Source organism: Pseudomonas sp. 910_21, assembly GCF_052850735.1.
This window is the reverse complement of record NZ_VXCY01000001.1, coordinates 170,887-191,269: the sequence shown is the minus strand read 5'-3', so window position 1 is coordinate 191,269 and position 20,383 is coordinate 170,887. Positions and strand designations below refer to the sequence as shown.

Here is a 20,383-nt window from a genome sequence, read left to right as displayed (position 1 = left end):
GGACAAATCGGTTAACAAAAAACCAACTCTTTGCGACCGTTTGCACAAAGAAACTCGGCCTTCGCGCTCGAAACCGTTACCCTATGCAGCTGTTTTTTTGCATATCTTCGAGGTAGCACCCGTGTTTTCCCAATTCGCCCTGCACGAACGCCTGCTCAAAGCCGTGGCCGAGCTTAAATTTGTCGAGCCGACGCCGGTGCAAGCAGCGGCTATTCCGCTCGCGCTGCAAGGGCGTGACCTGCGGGTGACGGCACAGACCGGCAGCGGCAAGACTGCCGCCTTCGTCCTGCCGATCCTCCATCGCCTGATCGGCCCGGCGAAGATCCGCGTCAGCATCAAGACCCTGATCCTGTTGCCGACCCGGGAACTGGCCCAGCAGACCCTCAAGGAAGTCGAGCGTTTCTCCCAGTTCACCTTCATCAAGTCCGGCCTGATCACCGGCGGTGAAGACTTCAAGGTCCAGGCTGCCATGCTGCGCAAAGTGCCGGACATCCTCATCGGCACCCCGGGGCGCATGCTGGAGCAACTCAACGCCGGCAACCTCGACCTCAAAGAAGTCGAAGTTCTGGTGCTCGACGAAGCCGACCGCATGCTCGACATGGGCTTTGCCGAAGACGTGCAGCGCCTGGTGGACGAATGCCCGAACCGCCAGCAGACCATGCTGTTCTCCGCCACCACCGGCGGCTCCGGCCTGCGGGAAATGGTTGCCAAGGTCCTCAACAACCCTGAGCACCTGCAACTCAACAGCGTCAGCCAGCTGAACGAAACCACCCGTCAGCAGATCATCACCGCCGACCACAACCAGCACAAAGAACAGATCGTCAACTGGTTGCTGGCCAACGAGACCTATCAGAAGGCCATCGTCTTCACCAACACCCGGGCCATGGCCGACCGCATCTACGGCCGCCTGGTGGCCCAGGATTACAAGGCTTTCGTCCTGCACGGCGAGAAGGACCAGAAGGACCGCAAGCTGGCCATCGATCGCCTGAAGCAGGGCGGGGTCAAGATTCTGGTGGCCACCGACGTCGCCGCCCGTGGCCTGGACGTGGACGGCCTGGATCTGGTGATCAACTTCGACATGCCGCGCAGCGGCGACGAATACGTGCACCGCATCGGCCGTACCGGCCGCGCCGGCAACGATGGCCTGGCCATCTCGCTGATCTGCCACGGCGATTGGAACCTGATGTCGAGCATCGAGCGCTACCTCAAGCAGAGCTTCGAGCGCCGCACCATCAAGGAAGTCAAAGGCACCTACAGCGGCCCGAAAAAGGTCAAGGCGTCCGGCAAGGCCGTTGGGGTGAAGAAGAAAAAGACCGACGCCAAGGGCGACAAGAAAAAGTCCGTGGCCAAGTCGCCGACCAAGCGCAAGACCGCCAATCGGCCGAAAAGCGACAGCCTGGTCAGCCAGGACGGTCTGGCGCCGCTCAAGCGCCGCAAGCCACAGGCGCCGGCAGCCGAATAAGCCTGCCGCCAGCGGTAAACGAAAAACCCGGACCTGGTCCGGGTTTTTTTTGGGCTGGCTTTCAGAGCTACTCCGGGCCTCGATGGCTCAACTGGCCTTGGGTTTCCCGGCCCATTCCGGCATCCCGGGCAATCTGGGCCATGCCCTGAGTTTTGGCTAAGTAGCCCAAGTTCGAAGAAACGCTTCTGGCGGATCAACAGTCCGCTACCAAGAAACCTTTCCTGAAGATTCAGAAGTGTCTGATGTGTCGGTTATTGGGGTTAATCCAGTATCGGCACCCACTGCAAGGCCCGGATTCCGGGGGTGTACGCAGTTTGTCGGGGCGTTCAGCGCTTATTTGACGCCAAGATGGTGGCACATTAACATCGCCCGCCCTGTCTGACCCTTGCTGCCCTTTCGAAGGACCGAATATGTCTATCCCCACCCTCGGGATGAGGTTGTGCTGTGCCTTGTCTTGCCTGCTGCTAGTCGGCACCGTGCACATGGCTGTTGCCGCTCCCTTGCCCGCACCGACCTTCAACCCCGGCGACCAGGACCTGATCCGCGATCGGCAGAATCGCCTGCTGGAAGAACAGCAGCGGCGTCTCGAAGAACTCAAGGACCTGCCCGGCAAGAGCATCGCGCCTGTGGCGCCCAGCGCGCCCAGCGATAGCCGCTGCTTCCCGATTCAGGACATCCAGCTCAAAGGCGCCGATTCGCTGTCCGCCAGCGAACGCGAGAGCCTGCTCAAGCCCTACATCGGCCAGTGCCTGGGGGTGGCCCAGCTCAACGAGCTGCTCAAGGTCATCACCAACCGCTACATCGAGAAGGGCCTGGTCACCAGCCGTGCCTACCTGCCGCAACAGGACCTGTCCAGCGGCCACCTGCAGGTGCTGGTGGTGGAAGGCAAGCTCGAAGGGCTCAAGGCCGCGGAAGACAGCAAGCTCAGCGCCCGCGAGTTGAACATGGCCTTTCCCGGCAGCAGCGGTGAGCTGCTCAACCTGCGGCAGATCGAGCAGATGGTCGACCAGCTCAACCGCCTGCCGTCGAACCAGGCGCAGATGGAACTGGCCCCGGGGCAGGCCGTGGGCGGCAGTCAGGTGCTGGTCAAGAACAATGCGCAAAAGCCCTGGCGCGTCGGCCTGTCGCGCAGCAACGAGGGCCAGAAGAGCACCGGCGAGCAGCAGTGGGGCAGCTCTTTGGAATGGGACAGCCCCCTGGGATTGGCCGACCAACTGGTGCTGCGCGGCGGCCACGACGCCGTCAGCGACCACCAGAAAACCTCGCGCAACGCCATGCTCTACTACAACCTGCCGTTTGGCTGGTGGAACCTCAGCTACAGCTACAGCCAGAGTGAATACCGCTCCCTGGCCCAGGCCGTTGGCTTCAACTTCAAGCAGACCGGCGACAGCCAGAACCATCAACTGCGGGTGGAGCGGGTGATTCATCGCGACGCCGTGAGCAAGACCTCGCTGAACAGCGGCCTGAGCTACCTGCGCACCAACAACTACATCGAAGACAGCAAGCTGAGTAACAGCAGCAACCGCCTCAGCGAAGCGCAGTTCGGCATCAACCACGGCCGGCGCATCGGCAGTGCCTTCCTCAACCTCGACCTGGGGCTGCAGGACGGTATTGGCGCCTTCGATGCCCAGCGCGAAAACCAGCGCGACAAATACGGCAATCGCCAGGCCAACGCCCGCTACCGCAAGTACACCGCCACCGCCAGCTACCTGCAGCCGTTCAAGCTGTGGGAAGAGTCCCTGGTGTTCAGCAGCCTGGTCACCGGCCAGCGCAGCGAGGATGTGCTGTTCAGCTCGCAACGCATGAGCCTGGGCAGCCAGTCCTCGATCCGTGGCTACAAGGACCAGAGCCTCAATGGCGACAGCGGCTACTACTGGCGCAACGACCTGCGCTGGAGTCGCCCGGTGGGCTGGGACTGGCTGCGCCCGGTATTCGCCGAGTACGGCACGGGGCTGGGCTATGACCTCGGCGCGATCCGCAACGACCGCTACAACGCTGAGCAGCATGGCCGGGTCTCCAGCGACTCCATCGAGTTCTTTGCCCGGGGCAAGAACCTCGCCGCCAGCGTGACCTTTGCCCATTCCCTCGAACGGCCCGAAGCCCTGAGTGAACGCGAAGCACCGATCTATTTCCGTCTGGACCTGTTCCTTTAATTGCGCTCATTACCCGAGATACATGACATGGACGCTCGTCAGTTTGCCTTTCTGGCCCGCCAGCCTTCCGCCACCCTGCAAGCGCGGGATACGTTCTGGGGGCTGTCCAAACGCGGACTGGCGTTCATCCTGGCCAACATGATGTTCTGGCAGCCCGTGGTGGCGATGGCCGACGGCATCGTGGTCAACGGCAGCGGCACCAGTCTCGGTCAGGCCGGCAATGGCGTGCCCATCGTCAACATCGCCGCCCCCAATGGCGGTGGCTTGTCCCATAACCAGTTCAGCGACTACAACGTCGGCCAGCAGGGCGTGATCCTCAACAACGCCATCAACCGCACCCAGGAAACCCAACTCGGCGGGATCATCCTCGGCAACCCCAATTTGGGTGGCCGCGCGGCCAATGTCATCCTCAACGAGGTCAACGGCGGCAGCCCCAGCCAGCTCAAGGGCTACACCGAAGTGGCCGGGCAATCGGCCCATGTCATCGTTGCCAACCCCTACGGCGTGAGCTGCAACGGCTGCGGCTTTATCAACACCCCGAAAGCCACCCTGACCACCGGCAAACCGGTGATCGAGAACGGCCAGCTCCAGCGTTACCAGGTGGATCAAGGCAGCGTCGCCATTGAAGGCGCGGGGCTCAATGCGAGCAATATCGACCAGTTCGAAATCATCACCCGTAGCGCGAAAATCAACGCCGAGATCCAGGCCAAGCACCTGGCGGTGATCGCCGGGGCCAACGATGTCGATGCCAAGACCTTGAACGCCACGGCCCGCGCCGCCAACCCAGCGGATGCGCCGCAACTGGCCATCGACTCTTCGGCTCTGGGCGGCATGTACGCCGGGGCCATCAAGCTGGTGGGCACCGAGGCCGGGGTCGGGGTCAAGCTCGACGGCAAGCTGATCGCCAGCGGCGGTGATATCCAACTGGATGCCAACGGCCAGTTGCGCATGGCCGAAGCCACTGCCGAGAAGGGGGCCGTGGCGATCAAGGCGCAAAGCCTCGATGCTAAGGGCGCGGTCTATGCCGGCACCGATCTCAAGGTGCAAACTCAAGACGACCTGAACAACCACAGCACCCTGGCGGCGGCCAACAGCATCAATCTGGGCAGCGGCGGGCAACTGAACAACCACGGCATCATCGAAGCCGGGGTCAATGCCGACAACAGCCGTAACGTAAACGGCGATGTCACGCTGACGGCGCAAAACCTGAACAACACTGGCAAGAGCGTGGTGGCCAGCCGTGATCTGACGGTCACGACCACCCAGACCCTGGACAACCAGGGCGGCACCCTGAGCGGGCAGCGCCAGGTGACGGTCAGTGCCGGGACTCTGGATAACAGTCATCAGGGCAAGCTGCTGAGCGCCGAGCGCCTGCAACTCAATGCCGATCAGGTGCGCAACGGCCAGGGCGGTCTGATCAAGAGCCAGCAGTCCCTCAATGCCACCCTCGGCCACTTGGGCAACAGCGGTGGCGAGCTGTCGAGCCAGGGCAGCAGCACCCTGGTGCTGGCCGGCATGGACAACCTCACCGGCGTGGTGCTGGCGCAACAGACCCTGGAGATTACCGGTACTGCGGAACTGGACAACCAGGACGGGCTGCTGTCTGGCTGGCAGGGCCTGACCCTCAAGGGCATCGGCCTGAACAACAGCAACAAAGGCACCGTCTCCAGCCTCAAGGGCGCTGTCGACATCACCCTCAGCAACGCCTTGAACAACAGCCAGGGCGGTGGCCTGGTCAGCCAGCAGGCCCTGGACGTCAAGGCCGCCAGCCTCGACAACAGCCTCAAGGGCATGATCTCCAGCGCGGGTGCACAGAACCTCAAACTCAGCGAGCGGCTGGACAACAGCCAGGGCGGCTCCATCGACAGCGCCACCACCCTGACCCTGCAGGCCATGGCCCTGGGCAACCAGGGCGGCACAGTCAACGCCAGCGGCGACCTGAAATTCATTGGTGGTGACCTGGACAACAGCCACGGCACCTTCACCGGCAAGCAGGGCGTCACCCTCGACCTGCTGGGACACTTGATCAACAACCAGGGCACGCTGTCTGCCGCCGGCCCCTTGCTGCTCAAGCGCAGCACTAAGGTTGAGAACCAGGGCGGCGAACTCTCCAGCCAGCAGTGGCTGCGGCTGTTCACCGAACACTTGGACAACCGGCAGAAGGGCCGGGTCGCGGCCAATGATTCAGTGTTGATCAGCGCCAGTGGCGAAGTGCAGAACAGCGACGGCGGCGAGATCCTCAGCCGCGAAGCCGACCTGCAACTCAATGCCGAGCGCCTGGACAACGCCAAGGGCCTGCTGCAGGCCAAGACCAACCTGGGCCTTGATGTGGCGGCCGCCGCCGGCAACCAAGGCGGGCAAGTGATTGCCCAGCAGGGCGACCTGACGCTCAAGGTGGGTCACCTCGACAACCGCGCGGGCAAGGTCTCGGCCCTCAACGGCGGCGCCACTCTGGAAACCGCCGCCGATGGCCGCCTCGACAACCGCGACGGCGCACTCTTCGCCCAGCAGGCGCTGCATATCAGCGCCAAGGACCTGGACAACAGCGCCGGCCAGATCAGCGCCCGGCAGATCGAGCTGGAGCTGGCTGGCGCCCTGGACAACCGCCAGGGCCTGATTGAAAGCCGCAGCACCCTGGCCACCGCCGCCGCCAGCCTGGACAACCAGCGCGGGCAACTGCGGGCCCTGGGCCTGGCGAGCAAAACCCGCTTCGATATCGGCGGCACCTTCGACAACCGCGACGGCCTCCTGGAAACCGCCAACCACGACCTGGCCTTCGACGCCGGCGGCTTCAACAACCGCGGCGGCAGCCTGCTGCACAGCGGCAGCGGGGTGTTCGGCATCTCCATGGCCAACCTCGAAGACGTCGGCGGCCGCCTGAAGACCGCCGGCCAACTGACCCTGGAGGCCGAGCGCTGGACCAACAGCAGTGCAATCCAGGCCGACCAGTTGCTGGTCAAGGTCGACCAGCTGACCCAGACCGCCGATGGCCAGCTCCTGGCGGGCAACGGCCTGACCGGCAGTGGCAGCCACTGGAGCAACGACGGCCTGATCGGCAGCGACGCCGCGCTCAACCTCGACCTGAACGGCAACTACAGCGGCAAGGGCCGCCTGAGCAGCCTCGGGCAACTGGACCTGCACGCCGCGCAACTGGATCTGGCGGACAGCGCCAGCATCGCCGGCGGCGCCAACAGCACCCTGAAGGTCGACGGCGCGCTGAACAGCGCCGGGCGCATCACCGCCAGCCAGAAACTGCAACTGAACGCCGCCAGCATCCACAACCTTGGCACCCTGGGCAGCGGCGAAGACCTGAACCTCACCGCCGCCACCCTGGTCAACGACCACGGCCTGATCTCCAGCGGCGGCAATATGCAGCTGCTGACCACGAGCTTCACCAACCGCTACGCCCAGGTGTACAGCCTGGGCACCGCGCTGATCGCCAAGGACGACCAGCAAACCCGCGCCGACCTGCTGGACAACCGTTCCGGGGATATCGAAAGCCTCGGCAAGCTGAGCATCGCCGCCAGCACCGTCAACAACGTCATGGACGTGCTGGAGTACACCGAGCACGAAAAGAGCGCGGCCAGTATCACCCGCTTGTCCTGCACCCTGATTCCCGGCGCCGGCTGCGACGATCGCGGGGGCGGCCGCATCAATGGCCTGTGGGAAGTGGCCGAGACCGACCGCTTGCGTGTGACCAACAGCAGCGCCGCCGCCAGCCTCAACAGCGGCGCCGACTTGCAGATCGACACCCAGACCCTGACCAACACCAGCAGCCTGATCACCGCGGCCGGCGACCTCAACATCCAGGCCGAGACCGTCCACAACCAGGGCCTGCAACCCCAGGAAATCACCACCCTGCGGCGCTACTGGAGCTTCGTCAACGAAACCGGCAACGCCGCCGCCCATGCCGCCGCGTTCAACGCCCGCAACAACCCGACGCCCTCGGCCAGCTTCGCTTCCGACCTCAGCGGCTTTATCGGCTGGACCGGAGTGATGCTGGGCTCCAGCAGCAAAGTGGTGGATGGCGACCAATCCTTCGCCGCCACCCTCCAGGCCGGTGGCAAGGTCAACCTCAAGGCTGACAAAACCCTCGACAACAGCGTGATCCGCTCCTTCTACGAGTACGTCGGCGCCGGCAAGACCCTGACCGACACCGGCGTTGGCAACGGCTACTCGACGCCGATCCGGATCAACCCGCAACTGCCCCCGGAACTGGCCCAGCAACAGGTCAACCCCCTGGTACTGCCGGGCTTCACCCTGCCCACCAGCGGCAACGGCCTGTTCCGCCTCAGCGGCCAGGGCAGCACCTTGGCCCAGGCCCCGACGCCTGCGCAGATCGCCGGCCTACCGGACGCCGCAAGCCTGTCCCGGCCGCACAAGTACCTGATTGAAACCAACCCGGCGCTGACCAACCTCAAGCAGTTCATGAGCTCGGACTACCTGCTGTCCCACCTCGGCTACAACCCCGATGAAAGCGCCAAGCGCCTGGGGGACGGTTTCTACGAACAGAAACTCATCCAGCAAGCCATGGTGGCCCGCACCGGCCAGCGCTTTATCGACGGCCAGGACAGCAACGAAAAGCTCTTCAAGCACCTGATGGACAACGCCCTCCAGAGCAAGCAACAGCTTGACCTGTCGGTGGGCGTGACCCTGACCTCCGAACAAGTCGCCGCCCTGACCCACGACATCGTCTGGCTGGAAAGCCATGAAGTGAACGGCGAACAGGTGCTGGTGCCAGTGCTGTACCTGGCCCAGGCCAACAACCGCCTGGCGCCCAACGGCTCCCTGATCGCCGGCAAGGATGTAAGCCTGATTGCCGGCAAGGACTTGAACAACGTCGGCACCCTGCGCGCGGCCAATGACCTGTCGGCGGTGGCGGGGGAGAACCTGGTCAATAGTGGGTTGGCGGAGGCGGGCAAGGGCCTGAGTCTGACGGCGGGCAAGGATCTGCTGAACAAGGCCGGTGGTGTTATCGCAGGGCGCGATGTGGCCTTGACGGCAACTGATGGGGACGTGGTTAACGAGCGCACTTTGACCTCGCACCAAAGCAATAAGGATTCGTTCGCGCAGCAACGGGATTTTGTCGACAGTGCTGCACGGGTTGAGGCCGCGAATAACCTCACCATCAATGCGGGACGCGATTTCAATAACAGCGCCGGAGTCCTAAAGAGCGCCGCAGATACCCGCATCACCGCTGGCCGTGATGTCAGCCTGACGGCTGTGGAGCAGGTGGTCGGCAATCAACTGAACGCCAACTACCGTGACAAAAGTGTCACCCAGCATGGTTCGACACTTGAGGCAGGTCGCGACCTGTCCATCAATGCTGGTCGCGATATCACGGCGATTGCCAGCCAGATTGAGGCCAAGCGTGATGTGTCGATGTCGGCTAAAGAAAACCTGACATTGGCTTCTGCTGCGAATGAGCAGCACTGGTTCAGCCAGACCAAGAGCTTTAAAGGGCAGGAGGATCATGGTCAGCAGGTTTCTACTGCGGTCACTGCAGGCGGCAGCGTGGTACTCAGTGCCGGTAAGGATCTGGAACTGATTGCCAGTCGGGTGAGTGCGGGGGATGAGGCTTATCTGGTAGCCGGTGGCAAGTTGGCGCTGGAGTCGGCGGAGGACACTGATTACAGCTTCTACAGCAAGACCAAGAAGAGTTCGTCTGGCAAGAAAAGCCGGCTGGATGAAACCTCCAGTACCACCAACGTGGCGAGTCTGGTGACCTCGGGGGGGAATAGCGCTCTTGTTGCCGGGCAGGACCTGCTGATCAAAGGCAGTGGTGTGACGGCCGATAAGGGGGGCGTTCGTTTGGTCGCCGGCAACGATGTGCAAATCGAAGCCGTCACGGACTCCCAAAGCGCACGTCATGAGAGCAGCTCAAGCAAGAAGAGCTGGGGTGGCTTGAAGTCGAGCAAGATCAAGGATCAGGTCAGCGAGACACGTACCGAGGCGGTCGGCAGCACCGTCTCCGGTGATACCATCAGTGTGGCAGCGGCGCGCGATGTTTCAGTCACCGGTTCATCTCTGGTCAGCACTTCCAACATGAAAGTTCAGGCCGGTCGGGACCTGACAGTCGATGCTGCTGAAAACACATTCCAGCGCAGCGAAATGCACAAGGCGAAAACCCGTGACCTGAGCGGGATCATGACCGCCAACAATCTTGGGGTCGACGACATCACGGGCAATCAGCACCTGTCGATCGGTAGTCAGAAGCACAATGGTAAAGCTCAGGAAACCACGCTAACGGGCAGTACCATCGGCTCCAGTGAGGGCAGTGTCCAGCTGATTGCCGGTCGTGAGCTGAAGGTTGTTGCCAGCGATCTGGTCAGCACCAAGGACATGACCCTTAGCGGTTCTGACGTCATGATCACGGCAGGGGTTGAGACCGCCAGGCAAAGCACCACCGACAAGTCCAACAGCCTGGCAGTAGGTCGTGTGGTTGGTGGGATGGTCATCGATACGGCCCAAAGCATTCGCGACAACCTGAAAGCTGCCAAAAACGCTGACGATGATCGCTTAAAAGCGGTGAAAACAGCGCAGGCAGTGCTGTCGGCCTACAACATGTATGTCATGGGGCAAGAGTCCAATGACAACAGGAAGGACAACAAACCAACCAATAGCTCGGGCTCACTGATCAAGATTGGTACTGAGCTGGGCAGTATCCATAGCAAAAGTACAAGTGACTACAGCAGTGAGACAGCCAAGCAATCGAGCCTGCTCAGTGGTGCAGGCCTTGCTGTCATCGCTACTGGCAAGGTGGCAGGTTCCAGCGGAGATATTCATGTTGTTGGCAGTAGTCTGAAGGCAGAGGACACGCTGCTTTCAGCCAAAAACAATATCACCCTTGAGAGTGCCCAGAACCGCAAGGAATGGGATAACCAGAACCACAATAGCAAAACCGCCATTGGCGCCAGCTTCAACATCGGTGCGCAGAACGGCTTCACGCTCGACCTCGGCGCTCAGGTTGCCAAAGGCATGGGCAAGGGCAGTGAGCTGAACCAGGTCAATAGCACTGTTGATACCGGTCGGTTAGCCATCAAGAGTGGTCAGGACACCACCCTGGCTGGCGCGCAGGTGCGTGCCGATCATGTTGACGCGGATATCGGCGGCAGCCTCAACATCAGCTCTCGTCAGGATGAGGCAAGCCAGGTCAACCGCCAGACCAGTGGTGGTTTTGGCGGCAGCATCTGCATTCCGCCGATTTGCTACGGCGCGCCAGTCACCGGGTCGGCCAACATTGCCGCCAGCAAAATGGATAGTGCTTACAAGGCTGTGATTGAGCAAACTGGCCTGTTTGCAGGCAACGGTGGCTACAACATCAATGTCGGGACCACCACCGTACTGCATGGAGGCGTGATTGCCAGCAACGCAACTGCTGACAAGAACCATCTGAGCACTGACCGCCTGATTGTCAGCGATATCAAAAACAGCAGTGAAATAAAGAGTCAGGCCGCTGGCGTGAGTGTCTCCTACACCGGTGGGTGGGGGGGAGATGGCAAGCCTGGGATTGGCGGTAGCATTCCGTTGATGCTGAAGGACTCTGACCACAGCAGCACCCGTAGCGCTATCAGCGAAGGCACGATCACGGTCCGCAATCCGGAGGGGGGCAATGATCTGCTCGGCCTCAACCGTGACACCGCAAATGCCAACCAGAAGCTTGATCGTCCCGATGAAAGAGCCATGCAGGAGCGTATGGATCTGATTCAGGGAGTAGTAGATCTGGCCAAAGGTACGCTGGATGCGATTGTGTCCGCCAAACAGAAAGACGCTATTAAGCAGGACAAAGAGGCGAAGACCAGTGAGCAGAAGCAGGCCGCCAGTATGGCCATGGCAGAAGCTAATCGCTGGGCTCCAGGGGGGGACAAACGCATCATGGCGGATGTCGCTACTGGTTTGATCGCTGCCGGCCTGGGAGGCGCCGGAGGCACCACCGGTGTAGGTATCCTCGCCAACACGACTGCCGCCGATACTTACAAGAAGATCGGCGATTACGCCAACCGGCATTATATCGATGCTAAAGATGACGCCACGCGTGCAGCGTGGGCCGAGGGAGGTGCCGCACGGGTGCTGCTGCACACCCTGGCCGGCGCGGTCCAAGGGTTGGCAGGTGGCAATGTACAGGGTAGTGCTATGGGGGCTGCGACCTCTGCAGCCCTTATGCCGGCCATTTCCAAGGCGCTGGAAAACAACGGTGTGATCAACGATGGCCCTAATGCTTGGGCGGCATTGATTGCCACAGGGTTGAGTGGTGCCGCAGGCTCGGGTGGCGACCTGTTCGCAGGGATAGCGGGAGGCCGCGCCGGGGCAGGTGTCGAGGTTTATAACCGACAGTTGCACCCAGATGAGGTCAAGTTCCTGCAGGACAAGGACCGTATTGCGCGCTTTGTAAAGTACCTGAAGGAGACGACAGGCGAGGACATCAGTCCTGAGTTGGCCGCAAAAGCCCTAAGCAAAGGGGGGGCGGCACTGGCTGACGCGCATTGGACCGATATTAATGGCTCTGACCTGATCACACAGACATTTATCCGCGGGGAGGCTGCCCAATCCGGTCTGACGTACCAGGACGTCGATGGCCGCAAACATCTGTTCTTTGTCACAACGGCAGAAGAATATCGCAATGAAACGATCAACCTGAAAGCACTCTTTGACGCATACGCTGGCAAAGGCTCCAGCGTCGAGAGGTTCCTGTCCGACAACTTCGTTGAGCAGGGGCAAAACACCTGGCGTGATCGATATCGCGCCGGACAAGAGCTAGGCCTGGCAGACGCCAGTAAACGCTATGAAGGAACAGGTGGTGTCCTGAGTGGGGTGGCCGGTGATGTCGGTGCGATCATCGCGGGCATGGTCCACTTCCCCGTCACTGTTGTTCAAGCAGCGGGAAGCGACGAGATCGGGCCGGTTGATTCGGCGCACATGATGGACTACTACCAGAGGCTCCTTCATATACAAAGCCGAGCGACAGAGGCTGGTTATATCGCCGAGTCTGATTACGCCACCAGTCAGCGCCTGATGCTTCTTGGGTTGCCGGTCAGTGAGCTGGGTGGGCTGGCGCTGTTGAAGGCATTCCAGAAGGGCTCAACCGGAACGGCCATCCAACTGGCAATTAGTGCCGAGAAGAAAGCAGTCGGCCCGGATCTACCATCCTGGTATCGAGAGGATGGTGGTAGTGCTGGTGCTATGTTTACCAAGGAAGGAGGACTACCTGATGGCTATCGTCGGGTACTCAATACCCGCACTGGTAATTTTGAGGCATTGAGTCCCGATGGGACATTCTATGTATTCAATGAAGGTCTCTTGACGCCGAAGATTGGGGGGAATCTGGCTGCGTTGAAGGAAGCTGAGGGGAGAGTTAAAGCTGCGAATGACGCCGCAGGCATCAAAGCGCCAATTGACCCCAAGCAGCTGGCGCTTGTTACCAGTCACAAGAATGCTCATGCAATATCGGTACATGGAGGAAGCGTTACGGATGGAGAGCTGATTTATCGTGCAAAATCGGCGATTAAGCCGGATGCAAATGTAGGGCCTTCCGTACCGCCGCTCTCGTCAGCTTTTCATAGCGATGATTTGTTAGTATTTGCGGATCAAGCGGTGCGAAACAACGGAGCTTTGCAAAAGGCAATCGCACGAGATCCTGGGCAAAGTGTAGTAAGGGTTACTGTGGCGGACGTTGGAGACCTTGGTGCTGATCTTGGTCGTGGATTCAAACGGGTCTACAGCTCAGGCAACCTTGTAAAGAACAAAGATACTTTCGGGGCTCCGGAAAGGGTGGGTAACTTGAGAAGTGTTGAGGGGGTTTATATGCTGAACCCTAAAAACAACGTATGGGAAACCATTTCTATTTTTCCTGCGCCTAAACCATAGGTGGTGCTATGAAGTATGTAAATTTGAGTTATTTTCTGAAGACGGTTTTTTCTGCTGATTTTGGCTTTTCAGAGGCCATGGCGATTGACCTTTATAAGGAGGCGGTTGATAACGCAGGTAAGAGAGGGGAACTTAAAAAAGAGTTGCTCGAGGCTTTTGAGGATGAATCTGTTTCCTGGAAGGAAATGCTGTTGAATGACGAGTATGAAGTCATGGATCTTGATTCTGAGGATGAGGCCCGGGCATATGCTAAACGTGTGCTGTGGGACCCTATTCTTGGATAGTTTTGCTGAATTACGGTGTTTGACGGAGTGAGGGCATTTCTTGAAAATCTGCTCGGTCAAGTGTGTTAGTCGGCTCCGTCAGTAGTGTGTTGAGGCGTGAGTAGGTAGATAAGGAAAACCCATGAGTGCCCATAAGAGTCCGTTGCAAGCGTTCGTGATGTCTTGTATGGGGCAGGCAGGGGCTCTATATGGGGCGTATAAAGTGGGTGCTATGGGGGTAGGGCTTTTGTCTATGGGGGTTGTGGCGCTTGGTGTCTTCGCTTGATTGCTAGTCCAATAGGGCTGTACGTCTTGGTAGCATTCACCATCATAGTCAAGTCAGGTTCTGCCAAGGCGCATCGCGATTGGCGTGCCACTACTGCGGTGAGTCAGATACCCTAAATATTCGATTTTACCTGCTTTAGTGGCAGGTCTTATTATTGTGCTGCTAGTGGGATACTCAAGATTTTAGTCCTTGGTTATTAAAAACTACTTAATTTTCTCTGGCTCGATGGTTCCGGTTTTATCTATTGGCAACTATGCAGGTTTTTTAAAGGACATACATGCGTGAGCAGAACCTCACTATCGCTGCTGATCCTGATGCTCACATTACCCGGCTGCCATTCCAACGTCAGAGACTCTTCTCCCAGCTTTCTGAACGACGGCATCCAGCTACACCAAAGTACGGTAGCGGTCGATGCGCAGCACGCCAAAGTCATCATGAAAGTATCAGGCTATACATTTCCAGTAGAGTTCTCGGTCCGTCGTGCGACAGATCCTGATCAACGAATGGAGGTGCTGGGGACCGTGGTGGATTCAGGCCGGGGTAAGGTGCTCGACTGGATCGCCAAGCTCAACGAAGTGGCCAACAGTGCTGTGGTTAAACGCTTCCCACAGTTGGAGGTACAGGCCGATGTTGATAAGCCTTTTGAGGTGTCGGGATATTCTTATGATAGGGGCGTCGGAGATACCTATCATTGTGGCCCGCTGAAAAGCACCTTTACACCAGAGCGAAGCAAGGTCTATCTGGTGGAGTTTCAGTTCATTGGTAAGCATTGTGAGCAGCATGTTTACGATGTCACCCAGCCACTGGAGCGTATTCCTGTAGTGAGTTTGCCTTAGCGTCTGAATCCGACTTGAGAACGCGAAACGGACGACCCACAAGTCGCCCGTCTCCATTTACTACGCCGTCTACGCCTGCAACTGTCTCCCCATTACATCCATCAAGTCACACCCATCGCGCAGCATGATGCTGCAAACCAACGTCAGTTCCTGAAGGAGAACAGGTTCATGACGAGGGGCATCAGCTACCGAAAAGCTTTCCAGCAGTTGGGTTACCGCGCGTATGCGATAAGCAGCCGCATCGTGCAGTACGTCAATAGGTGCCTGGGTATCGATAAGCAGGTAGGGAATGTTGCAGTCGTGGCCGGTAATCGGCATGTATCTGTTCATGTGTAGACCTCTGTTTGACTGGCTGAATGCCTACACCCGTTGTCGCCAAACAAGAGGGTGACGGCTGTACGCAGGTTGGCGAACCGACTACAGAGGTAAAGTCGGCAGATCCTGAGATCTCCCGCGCACAGCCGTCATAGAACTGCATGTGCGGACGCAAAATACCTGCAAGCTGGATCTTTTGCATTCCCTCTGTAAATCAGGTCGCCAAACCCGGTCGTCCTTTCAACGACCCCTCGACTATATCCAGCGCTCCCCCTGTCCTTAAAGCCCCATTCCTGTTGGATCGTCTGCTTCTGCCGTAAGGCAATTCCTAATTTGCCGAGAGTATCTTTTCGAGCCGGTCTGCCGCGATTTTCCTGGCTTACAATGCCGCCGCTTATCACCATGCCGCCGGTGGTTTTCAGGTGGCGGTGCGTTGTTGAAAACCTTCTCAAGGAAGATCCGTCATGCGTCTGTTGTCTCTGCTGTTCACCCTCGTTCTGCTCGCCGGTTGTGCCTCCACCCCGGACTATTACATCTCGCCCAAGCCGGTGCAGATTCCCGCTACCGCCACTTACTGGATCGATACCTTCAACCTGCAGTTGGTAGGCGAGAGCGAGCGCTTTCTGCCCGAGGACAAGTTGCGTCAGCAACTGGGCATGGAGTTGATCCGGCAATTGGGCAATGCCAATCGCTACGCCGCCACTAAGGACAGCGCCGACTACCTGCTGGATGTGAATGCGGTGTACAAGCGCCGCCTCAGTGACTCCAAGGGCGGGCTGGTGTCGATGGTCGTCGATGACAATACGATCCTTGCCAGTGTCGATTTCGGTTACAAGGTTCAGGTCAAGCGCGACGGCGCCGAGGTGTTGCATTTCGCCCAGGAACGCAATGGTTTGCAGCCTGCCGGGGCCATGGGCCAGTTGCGCAATATGAAGACCATGTTGGGGGCGATCACCAACAGCGGTAATTCGGATGTAGAGAACTTCTACATTCGTGCTCTGCCGAAGTTCATCGTTCGTGATATCACGGCCATTCCTTCTCGTTGAGAAGGGGCGGGCGGCGATGAATTCTCTCTGTCCAACTCGGGTGTTATGCTCGCGCACGCCAGGTTGCTGGCTATCTGCCACGGATGTATTGGGCCCCGTTCGATGAGGGGCTCCGGGTCATCCAGGCCGTTGCGTAGAAGCTGCCGGCAACGCTGCAACCGATTTTAAAGTGGGGGGTGGAAGCCCCCTTCGCCTATTCACCTGTCAATGGATGATGGAGCCTCGGCGTCGTGGCTCCACCCCGGGAATATGCCCATGCTCATGAATTACCTCGAACGCTCCATGTCGGCCTTGCGCTCCATCGGTATCACCTTTCCCAAGCAGGAGATGCCGGTCCTGGCGCTGCTGGACAAGGTGGCGGTGTACGACGTTGAGCGGGTGACTCAGATCGCTGCCACCCTGCAGCAGGCCACGGTGTTCAACGCCGCGGTGCGTGACAAGTTGCAGGGCATGGATATCAGCACCCGCTATGCGGATATCGCCACCAGCTTCGATTCGATCCGCAACGATGCCCAGCAGATGATGGAGTGGATGGCCGACGGCAAGTTGCAGTTCTCCGAGCGCATACAGCTGGCGTGGTTGAACATGCGCCGCGGCTCGATTCCGGATCGCTTCGAGAGCATCCGCGAGAATTACCTGGCGGTGGCCAAGTCGGCCAATGAGCAGATCCAGCTGGAAACCCTGATCCTCGAGGCGTACCAGGATTACCGCCTGGCCATGAAGTCGGCCGAGGTGGATGCCTGTGAGGTGCAGAAAATCGCCCAGGCGCAGATGGACGCCGGGCGCAAGGCCCTGGCTGATGCCAGTGCCGCCCTGGAAGTGGCAGGGCTGGCGGCGGCGGATCAGCCCAAGCTGGAGCTTGAGCGGGACGTGGCCCTGCGCAATCTGCAGGACGAGGACAAGCGCTTTCAGATCATCACTGACATCGCCGATCAGTTGAAGGCCGCCTATGGCGCGGCGGAGCTGGTGTTCGCCCGGCTCAATCAGTACCACGCGGTGAAGGAGCGCCTGTATCAGCGGGCGGTGAGTTTCTTCGCTACCAACGAGATTGTGCTCACCGGGCTGGCGGCGGGTTTCACTTCTTCCGGCGGTCTGGCGGAAACCACCCAGACCCTGAACGCCATGACCGATGGCATCAACACCAGCCTTGAAGTGCAGGCGCGGGTGGGTGGCGATCAGCTCAATGTGGCGCTCAAGGCCGGTTACGGTTCCAGCCTCAAGGCCAGTTCGGTGAAGGCCTTGGCCGATGCGGTGGTGGAGTTCCAGGCCAGCAGCCTGAGCCTGATTCAGGAGCTGCGCAAGGAGTCGGCATCGGCCGCCGCCGAGATTGAGTCGGTGACCGAGGACAGCAAGCGCCGCTTCACCGCGCTCCTGCAGAAGGGGGTGTGAGGTGAGCGGGGTTTCTATCAGCGAACAGATGGGCGCCATGGCGCTGATCGATGAGCTGCGCCACAACCAGACCGAGATCCAGAAGCACCTGGACCTGCCCAAGCACCGCAAGGCGGTGGCCGAGCGTATTCGCGAGTTCTACAAGGCCCAGGGCGTCGAGGTCGAGGACGCCCTGGTGGAGCAGGGGGTGCGCAAGTACTTTGCCACTCGCCTGACTTACGAAGCGCCGACGCTGCGCTGGTGGGAGCAACGTCTGGCAGACGGTTACCTGCGTCGTAACCACTGGCTGAAATGGGTGGCGATCTGGACGCCTATCGTCCTCTATTCGCTGTATGCCTGGACCCACGTGATCATCGATTTCAAGGAGCAGCGCCGTTACACCTATGCCGATCTGGTGAGCTTGCAGAACGAGGCGCACTCGCGCACCCAGCAGGTGTTTTTGTTGCAGGAGCAGATCGCTCAGCTGGAGCCTGCGGTCGCCAATTCCCAGGTGGCGTCAGCGGGGCGTTTGCTGGACAAGGCCAAGGCTCGGTTGGCAACGGCTCGCCAGCAGACCACGATCAAGTTGCCGCAGTTTGCCGTGCCTGAGGAGCAGCGTAGTTTCAACGACGGTGTGATGGTTTCCAATGCCAAGACCGACTTGAGAAGAAGCATCACCTCGCTCAAGGATGTGCGGGCGCAACTGGATGACATCGACACCCTTCTGACGGCAGCGCAGAAACTCAAGAGCCTGACCGCCAGTCGCGAGTTTCTCGTGGCCAGCAAGGTCGTGCCCGAGGTTGCGGCGGCGGCCAAAGAGGCTCAAGGGGCCTTGGATGATGCTGACACCAGGGGCGTGGCGGTAGCCATGGCCAAGGTCGAGCAGGCCATCAGGCTGACTGACCAGCAAAGCCTGAACCCCAACTACCTCGCCACCCTTGAGGCGGCTCGGGCCAGCGTGCGCCAGATGAACTTGAGCCAGGCGGATGCGGCGCAGTTCCAGCCGCTGTTGAGCAAGGTGGAGCAGGCGATCCAGGCCCTGGATGTGGCGACTACCACCGGTGGGCTCAAGGAGATCGAGCAGTTGCTGGCGTTTGCCAAGACGCCCTTGACCCTGGACATCGTCAGCCGTGCCGGTGAGAAATCCATGGTCGAGCGCAACTTCGACGCCACCGGGGGCAAGAGCTGGTACCTGCTGACCGAGGCCACCGATGCGGCCGGCAATGTGCTGCCGGTGCCGATCACCAGTATCGAGACCGGTGAGAAGCGCTACGCCAGTGTCTTCGGCGTGCGGGTCAATCAGGCCACCTATCAGGAGGTCAAGAACGACAAGCTGGCCGACGGCCATGTGGATAACCGGCGCCTGGGCAGCAAGGATGCCAATTCCTTGAGCTTCAAGTTCCTCAAAGGGCGGACCACCGCCAAGCCTGACTACATCCTGGAGTGGTGATGAGCGCGAACAGCATGATGGCGACCCTGAGTGAAAACTCCCGGCGCTACGAGTATGAACTGCGCAAGTTGCAGCAGGAGTTGTCCAACGCCCATGAGCGGGAATTGCGTCTGGAGCAGGACATCAGCGACGCCCTGGCGCGGATTGCCGGTCACCAGCTCAAGGGCGGCGGCCAGCAGTCGGCCGAGGTCAAGCGCTTGCTTGACCAGCGCAACCAGGGCGAAGCGCAATTGCGCGAGCGCCTGGCCACGGCCGAGGCCGCGGTAGCGCAGCAGTTGCAGGCGGCGATGGGCGTGTCCGGAGAGTTGCAGACCCGGGTAGCGGGCATCGATCGGCAACTGGCCGATGACCCGGCCTATCAGCGCCAGGTGCAGGCACTGCGCGAAGCCGAGGCGGCGCGGGTGGCGGCATCCGAATCCTATGAGGAGCTGCGTGATGAATGCCGGACCAAGCTGCAGGGTTTCCAGGTGGACCGGTTGTACACGTACCTCAAAGGTCGCAAGTTCGGCACCGAGGGTTATCCGCGCTGGACGCCATGGCGGCAATTGGACCGCTGGGCCGCCAGGCTGTGCAACTTCACGGAAAACTGGCGCACCGAGCAGACCCTGTTGGCCATTCAGCAGGCCAACGAAAGCGCCGCCAGTCGCCTGGAGAAAGAAGAAGCCGCGCAGCAGGCCAAGCTGTCGCAGCTCTACCAGGAGGCTTCCACCGGCGGTGACTTCATTGTGCTTCAGCAACGTTTGCAAGCGGCCTTGCAGGCGGTGGAGGTGGCCAAGGCCCAGGCCAACGAGGTACATGCGAGCCTGGATGCCTACAGCTCAAAACGTGACGAGTACCTGGCCCAGGCGTCGACGTTGCTGGCTGAACAATTGGCCGAGATGAGCGACCACAAGCTGGAGCGCCTGGCGGCACAAACCGCCGACAAGGAGGACGATGCGCTGGTACGCAAGGTGCGTGAGCTGCGTGCGGAGCTGGATGAGTTGCGGGTGCGTGTGCCGTTTCTGCAAGGCCAGTGCGAGGAGGCGCAGAACGAGTACGAGCGCGCCAAGCAGTTGGAGCGCAGCCTGTTGGCCAGCGAGGCCGGTCGGGCCAGCCAGAACGCTTCGAGCCGCAGCAATGTCGACTCGCTGATGGTCGGGTTCATGAAGGGGGCGCTGTCGGCTGCCCAGGCAAGCAGTAGCCGCAGCTCCGGATCATCAGGCTCCAGCAGTCTGTGGGGCAGTTCCAGCAGCTCGTCTAGTAGCTCGCCCAGCAGTTCCTCCAGCAGCACCCGCTCCCGTGACAGTGGCGGCTTCTCCACCAGCGACAGTCTCTAGCACAGCGCAGGGTTCAAGGCGCAA

The 20,383-nt window shown here is 60.2% G+C and carries 10 protein-coding genes; 9 read left to right on the top strand and 1 reads right to left on the bottom strand.

Annotated features, from left to right (window positions below; translation table 11 throughout):
- Positions 1–121: 121 nt before the first annotated feature.
- The 5 genes from FW796_RS00845 to FW796_RS00825 all read left to right on the top strand — a co-directional run bounded on the left by FW796_RS00845 (position 122) and on the right by FW796_RS00825 (position 14,864).
- Positions 122–1,462, top strand: a complete 1,341-nt coding sequence (locus FW796_RS00845) for a DEAD/DEAH box helicase (RefSeq protein WP_346634816.1) — start codon at positions 122–124, stop codon at positions 1,460–1,462.
- Positions 1,463–1,872: 410 nt separating this feature from the next.
- Complete coding sequence (locus FW796_RS00840; RefSeq protein ID WP_446438899.1) at positions 1,873–3,615, top strand: ShlB/FhaC/HecB family hemolysin secretion/activation protein; 1,743 nt, start codon at positions 1,873–1,875, stop codon at positions 3,613–3,615.
- A 27-nt stretch (positions 3,616–3,642) separates the two neighbouring features.
- A complete protein-coding gene (locus FW796_RS00835) occupies positions 3,643–13,479 on the top strand; it encodes a two-partner secretion domain-containing protein (RefSeq protein ID WP_446438898.1) in 9,837 nt (3,278 codons plus the stop codon).
- 8 nt (positions 13,480–13,487) lie between these two features.
- A complete protein-coding gene (locus FW796_RS00830; protein WP_161777312.1) occupies positions 13,488–13,763 on the top strand; it encodes a hypothetical protein in 276 nt (91 codons plus the stop codon).
- Between the two features lie 546 nt (positions 13,764–14,309).
- Complete coding sequence (locus FW796_RS00825) at positions 14,310–14,864, top strand: hypothetical protein (protein WP_446438897.1); 555 nt, start codon at positions 14,310–14,312, stop codon at positions 14,862–14,864.
- Positions 14,865–14,933: 69 nt separating this feature from the next.
- Here the strand turns inward: FW796_RS00825 and FW796_RS00820 are convergent, their stop codons facing one another.
- A complete protein-coding gene (locus FW796_RS00820; RefSeq protein WP_346632058.1) occupies positions 14,934–15,194 on the bottom strand; it encodes a hypothetical protein in 261 nt (86 codons plus the stop codon).
- Positions 15,195–15,643: 449 nt separating this feature from the next.
- Here FW796_RS00820 and FW796_RS00815 point away from each other — a divergent pair, with 449 nt between their 5' ends.
- From FW796_RS00815 to FW796_RS00800, 4 genes are all read left to right on the top strand, one after another.
- Positions 15,644–16,225, top strand: a complete 582-nt coding sequence (locus tag FW796_RS00815) for a hypothetical protein (RefSeq protein WP_446438896.1) — start codon at positions 15,644–15,646, stop codon at positions 16,223–16,225.
- Between the two features lie 261 nt (positions 16,226–16,486).
- On the top strand, positions 16,487–17,614 hold the full coding sequence (locus FW796_RS00810; RefSeq protein ID WP_446439093.1) for a merozoite surface protein 3b: 1,128 nt from the start codon (positions 16,487–16,489) through the stop codon (positions 17,612–17,614).
- Between the two features lies 1 nt (position 17,615).
- Positions 17,616–19,043: a DUF6384 family protein gene (locus tag FW796_RS00805; RefSeq protein ID WP_446438895.1), complete on the top strand. Its 1,428-nt coding sequence runs from the start codon at positions 17,616–17,618 to the stop codon at positions 19,041–19,043.
- Complete coding sequence (locus FW796_RS00800; RefSeq protein WP_446438894.1) at positions 19,043–20,359, top strand: hypothetical protein; 1,317 nt, start codon at positions 19,043–19,045, stop codon at positions 20,357–20,359. Before FW796_RS00805 ends, FW796_RS00800 begins: the two co-directional genes overlap by 1 nt.
- Positions 20,360–20,383 lie beyond the last annotated feature (24 nt).

Excerpts from the sequence above, each read along its gene's own strand:
- FW796_RS00840 (WP_446438899.1), top strand. The coding sequence starts at position 1,873 with ATGTCTATCCCCACCCTCGGGATGAGGTTGTGCTGTGCCTTGTCTTGC.
- FW796_RS00835 (WP_446438898.1), top strand. The coding sequence starts at position 3,643 with ATGGACGCTCGTCAGTTTGCCTTTCTGGCCCGCCAGCCTTCCGCCACC.
- FW796_RS00830 (WP_161777312.1), top strand. The coding sequence starts at position 13,488 with ATGAAGTATGTAAATTTGAGTTATTTTCTGAAGACGGTTTTTTCTGCT.
- FW796_RS00820 (WP_346632058.1), bottom strand. The coding sequence starts at position 15,194 with ATGAACAGATACATGCCGATTACCGGCCACGACTGCAACATTCCCTAC.
- FW796_RS00815 (WP_446438896.1), top strand. The coding sequence starts at position 15,644 with ATGCGTCTGTTGTCTCTGCTGTTCACCCTCGTTCTGCTCGCCGGTTGT.
- FW796_RS00810 (WP_446439093.1), top strand. The coding sequence starts at position 16,487 with ATGAATTACCTCGAACGCTCCATGTCGGCCTTGCGCTCCATCGGTATC.
- FW796_RS00800 (WP_446438894.1), top strand. The coding sequence starts at position 19,043 with ATGAGCGCGAACAGCATGATGGCGACCCTGAGTGAAAACTCCCGGCGC.